This window comes from Pelatocladus sp. (genome assembly GCF_059505505.1).
The window spans coordinates 15,586-21,486 of the sequence record NZ_JCACKS010000010.1 but is presented as its reverse complement, the minus strand read 5'-3'; the positions used below and the strand labels follow the sequence as shown (position 1 = coordinate 21,486).

Genomic DNA, 5,901 nt, shown 5'->3' with positions numbered 1-5,901 from the left:
GTTGTTAGTTGTTAGTTGTTAGTTGTTAGTTGTTAGTTGTTAGTTGTTAGTTGTTGGTTGTTGGTTGTTTACTCCCCACACTTCCCCACTCCTCACTCCCTGATCCCTTTTCCCCTATCCCTAAATATTTCCTTATTTATGCATTAGGAAATACTAATCAATTTCGTCTTTTTCTTGCTTGATAATCTAATAAAGCTCCTGCGCTGACTGTAGTCCTTCCATTGATTCTACGCATAGGAATTTCTCCTTTTTGTAGGGCCATATAAAGGTTGGCTTGGTCTACATTTAAAAACTTGGCTGCTTGAACAAGAGAAATACCTCGCTTCGGAAAACCTAGTCTGTTTCTTTTGCGATGAGATAAACGGCTAAACATGGCGAAATATAAAAAACTACTTAAGAAACTTAACTTTTCTTAGAAAAACGTTACAAAATCACATAAAGACACAATCCATCTACGCAGCTTTTCGGTTGCGTCGGAGGGATATTGCACAACTTAGTTAGTTTGACGAACAACTAATTAGATATACATCTAATTAGATTATAACAAATTATGAAAACGGAACAATTTCAAATCGTGCTACGTTTTTTCAAAGCTTTAGCGGACGAAAGTCGGTTAAAGATTTTGAGTTTTCTAGCTAACCAAGAATGTAGTGTTGAAGAGCTAGCTGTATTATTGCAACTCAAGGAACCAACGGTATCTCATCATTTAGCGAAATTAAAAGAAGTAAATTTAGTGACTATGCGCCCTGAAGGTAATACCCACCTGTACCAATTGGAAAGTATGACTTTAGAGAGTGTCAGCAAAGAAATTTTTACACCAGGGAATATTGGTTCTTGGGTTGAAGATATAGATACAGAAGCATGGGAAATGAAGATCATTCAAACCTACACAGAAGGAGAACGTCTCAAAGAAATTCCCTCTAGTCGTAAAAAACGTTTGGTAATTCTTAAATGGTTAGCGAACAAATTTGAAATGGATATTCAGTATTCAGAAAGTGCCATTGATGAAATTCTGAAGCGTTACCATCCTGATTTTGCTAATCTTAGACGGGAGTTGGTTAGTTATCATTTAATCCAGAAAAAAGACGGGATTTATTGGCGTTATATAGATTAAATTTTCAAAAACAGGATGAATTTCATATGCTGTATAAAAGTAGTATTCAATAGTTCATGAGAATTTAAATGACACGCATTGAAATCTAATCGTATCTCAATACTCTAGTAAAGTAATGACAGTGTATTTTATTCAAGCACTACAGTCAAAGGATATATAGAATAGCTGTAATATTTATAAACGAGGTAACTATATTTATAGTACAATAGTATCATTTATATTGTTACTGAATGATTTTTTAGGTCAACAAATGGTCTCAATAAATAAGCTAGTAAAACCGTTTCTGAAGTGGGCAGGAGGGAAAAGACAACTTGTTCCATTAATTATAGAGAATTATCTACCTAAAAATTATAATTACCAAACCTACTATGAACCTTTTATTGGTGGAGGAGCGCTCCTATTTGCTTTGCAACCTAAAAAGGCTGTAATTAATGACAGTAATGCTGAATTAATCAATTGTTATGAAGTTATTAGAGATTCAGTTGATGAACTAATTGATAAATTAAAATTTTATAAAAATAATGAAGAGGACTATTATGCTATCAGAGATTGGGACAGAGAAAAAAGTTTTCAAGATAGAACACTAGTACAACGAGCATCAAGAATTATTTTTCTAAATAAGACTTGTTACAATGGTTTATTTAGAGTTAATTCTCAAGGACAGTTTAATGTGCCTTTTGGTAAATACAAAAATCCAAATATTTTAGATGTAGCTGTTTTAAAAGCTGTAAGTAAATATCTAAATGACAATCAAATCATTATATCAAATTTAGATTTTCAAGAGGCTCTTAAAGAGGCTAAAAGAGGAGACTTTGTTTATCTTGATCCTCCTTATGATCCAGTTTCGGATACTGCTTCTTTTACTGGCTATGATGTCAATGGATTTAATAAAGATGAACAAATTAGGCTAAAAGAGACATTTGATAGTTTAGACAGTAGAGGTTGTAAAGTTCTATTGAGCAATGCTTATACAAATTTCATCAAAGACTTGTATAAAGATTATAAGCAGACAAAGATATCGGCAATTAGAGCTATCAATTCAAATGCTAAAAAAAGAGGTAAAGTTGACGAAATCTTAGTAAAAAACTATGAGTGACTTATCGACGAGTCAAAGACAAAAATCTAAAAATGATATTGCCTGGGAAAAGTTATTTCAAAAATATCATATTCTAGAAAATATATCTAAGATAGGGTTTTTTGAAATAGACTCTGCAAGTATTAATGAATTCAGAGAAAGTAGATTAATGGCAAAATTTGACCATTATGGTAATTTACCTGAAATTTTTAAAGTTTACAAGCTTTCTATATTATCTATCTCTAGGAATAAATACATTATTGGTAAATTTGATTCTTATTTAAATGTTACATATTCTGATACTTTAGAAGTAATCCCTGTAGAATTCCCAAAAGGAATAGAAAGTATAGACTATACAAATCTATATTCAGAAACTTCAGCATTAAGTTGTGCTTTTAATACAGGTATCATAAATGATTTGATTGATGGTGAAGAATCATATCATACAGTTTATGGAAGAATGTCTACGGGTACATTTAAATTTAATATAAATAAAATAGTAGATGATACTCAATATAGTCTTGAAGTTAAGAATGCTCAATGTGAAATAGATGCAGGCTTTGAAAGTGAACATTACTTTCTATTATTAGAAGCTAAATTATATGATGTAGATGATTTTCTTGTTAGACAACTGTATTATCCATATAGGCTTTGGTCTAGCAAAATTCCAAACAAGGAAGTAATTCCAATTTTAATGACTTATTCTAACTCCAGCAATATATTTAGCTTTTTTATATATAAATTCGATGATATTTTAAATTACAATTCAATAAGATTGGTAGAACAAAGAAACTATGTGATAGCCCCTGAAACAATAACACATGAAGATGTATCTCAAATTTTTAAATCTATTACTATAGTTGCTGAACCAAATGCTCCATTTCCACAAGCAAATAAATTTGAAAGAATCATAGATTTACTGACACTTTTACTAGATAAAGAATTAACTAAGGAGGAAATTACAGCAAATTATCAATTCGATGAAAGACAAACCAGTTATTATACTGATGCTGCTAGATATCTAGGCTTAATGGATAAGTATCTAGACGCAAATACTAGAGAAATAATATTTTGTTTAAGCGATGAAGGAAGCCATTTGCTAAAAAAAAGATATAAAATCAAAATACTATCTTTAATTGAAAAAATTTTGCAACATCAGGTTTTTTATAAAACTTTTGAATTTACTCTCTCAAATGGTTTTATCCCAGATATTAATGTAATCCGCCAAATTATGCAGTCTTGTAGTTTAAACATAAATATTACAACTATTAACAGGCGATCAAGCACAGTGCGTGGATGGATAGGATGGATTGTAAATATGCTATCAGAGGAATAAAGTTCTGTCTTGAAAATGGGTAAGGGGTGTAAGAGGAGTCATATTTTCATGTTCTCGTTGTGTGATTTCTTACATGACCGTCCAGCTAAGATTCTTAACAAGATTCTTTTATCTTCACCTCTCACCCTTCAGCTTCAATTATTTCCCCAAATAAGCTTCTAAAACTTTGGTGTCACGCTGAATTTCTTCGGGAACACCGTCAGCCAAATTTCTACCTTCAGCGAGTACCCAAACACGATCGCACAACGACATGATCACATCCATATTGTGTTCAATAATCAAAAAAGTCATACCTTGTTGATTCCATTTGACGATGCGATCGCAAATTTCATCAATTAGTCTCGGATTCACACCTGCTGCTGGTTCATCTAACAAAATCAACTTGGGATTAGTCATCAACGCTCGTCCCATTTCTAACAACTTGCGTTGTCCACCAGATAATCCACCAGCGTAATCATCGGCTTTATGGGCTAAACCAACTGATTCTAATATGGTTAGCGCCTGTTGTTCTAACTGCTTTTCTTCTTTAGCTACTATATGGGGTTGAAATTGCAACTGCCAAAAATTTTCCCCAGTTTGCTTTTGTGCTGCTAGTAGCATATTTTCCAACACCGACAACTTAGAGAGGGCGCGTGCTACCTGAAATGTCCGTACTAAACCCTGTTGAGCAATTTGATAGGATGGTAAGTGCTGAATCGGTTCACCATCAAAAACGACTTTTCCTTTATCAGGGCGGATAAAGTTAGAAAGTAAGTTAAATAAAGTTGTTTTCCCAGCACCATTGGGGCCGATTAAACCTGTAATACTACCTGTTGCAACTTGAATTTCAGCATTATCAACAGCCTTAATACCGCCAAAGCTTTTGCACAACCCACTAGCAGCTAATAAGGGAACCTGGGAAGAATTATTATTTACCAAGGGTAAGTTCCTCCTTTTTACCTAAGATACCTTGAGGACGCCAAATCATCAGCACCATCAAAATTAGTCCTATGATCATGATGCGAAATGCGCCCAATTGATCAGAGGTAAGGTTAGTAAAAATTTTGGGTAGGTATTCACGAGTGAGAGTATCGTAGGCAAAGTAAATAACTGCTCCCAAAATCGTACCAATATTATTACCAGAACCTCCTAGAATCACCATAATCCAAGCATCAAAAGTTAGCTGTGGTTGGAAATTATCAGTATAAATAGCACTAAGTTGCCAAGCAAAGAAAGCCCCAGCAACACCAGCGATCGCACCACCCAACATCAGAGATTGTAACTTGTACCAAAAAACGTTTTTCCCTAAAGCTTTGGGAACTTCTTCATCTTCACGAATAGCTTTGAGGACTCTACCCCAAGGCGATCGCACCAAAACTTCCAAACGCCAGAAAATAAAAGCAAGGGTTAACCACGACAACAGCATCAAACCTGCTTTTGGGTTGTAATTGTATAAGCTAATCACTCCCGATATATAAACGGCTGCTGACAATAATCCCAGTAAACTTGCTACTACTAGACGTGATATAAATTCTTCCCTGTTACCTGTCCGTTTGGCTACATCTGTTGGACGAGTCCAGCGCCACAACCAATAGAAACTTATCCCAGCAACCAAAGTCAACACACCAATCATCAGCAGTTTGACAAACAAATTTGGTTGTAAATTTACAAGCGGGATTGGATAACTTTGGACACCAAACGCACCAGAGATCCAGGTATCACCTACAGGTAAATCTTGGTTATTGAGTATCAGACGAACTAGTTCCCCCACGCCAATAGTAACGATCGCCAAATAATCTTCCCGCAAACGCAGAGTCGAAAAACCGATTAACAAACCCAACAAAGCTGCAACAGCACTTCCAATGATCGTCGCCAGCAGTATAGGGACACCCTTCAGGCTTAATAATACAGTCGTATAGGCTCCCAGCGTCATAAATGCCACATGACCAAAGTTAATTAAGCCTGTAAAACCCCACTGTAAATTAAGTCCCAAACCGAACAAAGCAAAAATAGAAGTAGAAATTGCTAAAAAAATTAGATATTCAGCCATATTTCGTTATTTGTCAAGAATTAATAGTCAATAGTCAAGCGTCAATAGTCAATAGTCAAGAGTTAAACCTCAATTTTCTAGTTTCAAACCTCAATCTTCAAGCTTCAAACCTCAATTTTCTAGTTTCAAACCTCAATTTTCTAGTTTCAAACCTCAATTTTCTAGTTTCAAACCTCAATTTTCTAGTTTCAAACCTCAATTTTCTAGTTTCAAACCTCAATTTTCTAGTTTCAAACCTCAATTTTCTAGTTTCAAACCTCAATTTTCTAGTTTCAAACCTCAATTTTCTAGTTTCAAACCTCAATTTTCTAGTTTCAAACCTCAATTTTCTAGTTTCAAACCTCAAT

The 5,901-nt window shown here is 34.2% G+C and carries 7 protein-coding genes; 3 read left to right on the top strand and 4 right to left on the bottom strand.

Features of this window, described 5'->3' with window-relative positions; translation table 11 throughout:
* Positions 1 to 157: 157 nt before the first annotated feature.
* Positions 158 to 373 (bottom strand): helix-turn-helix domain-containing protein, encoded by a 216-nt coding sequence (locus AC5JMK_RS00885; protein ID WP_096675061.1) that lies wholly within the window; start codon positions 371 to 373, stop codon positions 158 to 160.
* A 177-nt stretch (positions 374 to 550) separates the two neighbouring features.
* Between AC5JMK_RS00885 and AC5JMK_RS00880 the strand changes: the two genes are divergently transcribed.
* The 3 genes from AC5JMK_RS00880 to AC5JMK_RS00870 all read left to right on the top strand — a co-directional run bounded on the left by AC5JMK_RS00880 (position 551) and on the right by AC5JMK_RS00870 (position 3,525).
* Positions 551 to 1,114 (top strand): DUF2087 domain-containing protein, encoded by a 564-nt coding sequence (locus AC5JMK_RS00880; RefSeq protein WP_096675060.1) that lies wholly within the window; start codon positions 551 to 553, stop codon positions 1,112 to 1,114.
* Positions 1,115 to 1,364: 250 nt separating this feature from the next.
* Positions 1,365 to 2,210 (top strand): DNA adenine methylase, encoded by an 846-nt coding sequence (locus AC5JMK_RS00875; RefSeq protein ID WP_096678813.1) that lies wholly within the window; start codon positions 1,365 to 1,367, stop codon positions 2,208 to 2,210.
* On the top strand, positions 2,203 to 3,525 hold the full coding sequence (locus AC5JMK_RS00870; protein WP_096675059.1) for a type II restriction enzyme: 1,323 nt from the start codon (positions 2,203 to 2,205) through the stop codon (positions 3,523 to 3,525). The genes AC5JMK_RS00875 and AC5JMK_RS00870 overlap by 8 nt, the downstream gene beginning before the upstream one ends.
* Positions 3,526 to 3,663: 138 nt before the next feature.
* Here AC5JMK_RS00870 and AC5JMK_RS00865 read toward each other — a convergent pair whose 3' ends face one another.
* The 3 genes from AC5JMK_RS00865 to AC5JMK_RS00855 form a co-directional block, all read right to left on the bottom strand.
* Positions 3,664 to 4,443, bottom strand: coding sequence for an ABC transporter ATP-binding protein (locus AC5JMK_RS00865; RefSeq protein WP_096675058.1), 780 nt, complete (start codon positions 4,441 to 4,443; stop codon positions 3,664 to 3,666).
* Positions 4,433 to 5,554, bottom strand: coding sequence for a branched-chain amino acid ABC transporter permease (locus AC5JMK_RS00860; protein ID WP_096675057.1), 1,122 nt, complete (start codon positions 5,552 to 5,554; stop codon positions 4,433 to 4,435). The genes AC5JMK_RS00865 and AC5JMK_RS00860 overlap by 11 nt, the downstream gene beginning before the upstream one ends.
* 97 nt (positions 5,555 to 5,651) lie before the next feature.
* A partial coding sequence (locus tag AC5JMK_RS00855; protein ID WP_495909168.1) for a hypothetical protein occupies positions 5,652 to 5,901 on the bottom strand: 250 nt, incomplete at its 5' end.